Origin of the sequence: Pleomorphomonas sp. NRK KF1 (assembly GCF_023721755.1) — a bacterium.
Lineage (GTDB): Bacteria > Pseudomonadota > Alphaproteobacteria > Rhizobiales > Pleomorphomonadaceae > Pleomorphomonas.
Map to the genome: position 1 here is coordinate 1 of NZ_JAMDLH010000024.1, position 541 is coordinate 541.

Annotated in this window: 1 tRNA gene; it reads right to left on the reverse strand. The window is 56.4% G+C overall.

Annotation, left to right across the window (positions count from 1 at the left end):
* Window positions 1–443: 443 nt before the first annotated feature.
* A tRNA-Ala gene (locus tag M4J39_RS22790) sits at window positions 444–519 on the reverse strand.
* Between the last annotated feature and the right edge of the window lie 22 nt (window positions 520–541).

The window sequence follows — 541 nt, forward strand, 5'->3', positions numbered from 1 at the left end:
CTCAGCGCCAAGGCATCCACCAGATGCCCTTACGTCACTTGATCGCTCTCATTACCCATGCCCATCCCTCGCAGAAGTCCGTCTGCAAGACCCGACCGCCTCCGAAGAAGCAATCGACACGGAACGGTACCTAAAACACGCTCCATGAACATGGATCACGATCTCCATGATGAGCCAACTCGGCCGGCTCACCATGTCCAAAGACCATTCAAATCACACGAGACATGCCACCGACACCCCTGCGGTCAAGCGGGGCAGCCCAAAGCCTTGCGGCTCCGGGACCGGCACGACACATCCAAGTCCTTTCGAACTCTCAGCGCCATGCCATCCGGCATGTCTTCTCTTCACGATAACAAGCGAACAGGACAATGGCGGCCTAGGGCACGCACCATTGCAAACTCTGTCTCTCATCTACGGATGTTTCGCTCGACACCAAAATGACTTGGTGGAGCCAGACGGGATCGAACCGACGACCTCAAGCTTGCAAAGCTAGCGCTCTCCCAACTGAGCTATGGCCCCATTCCGTCACCAAACCAAACCT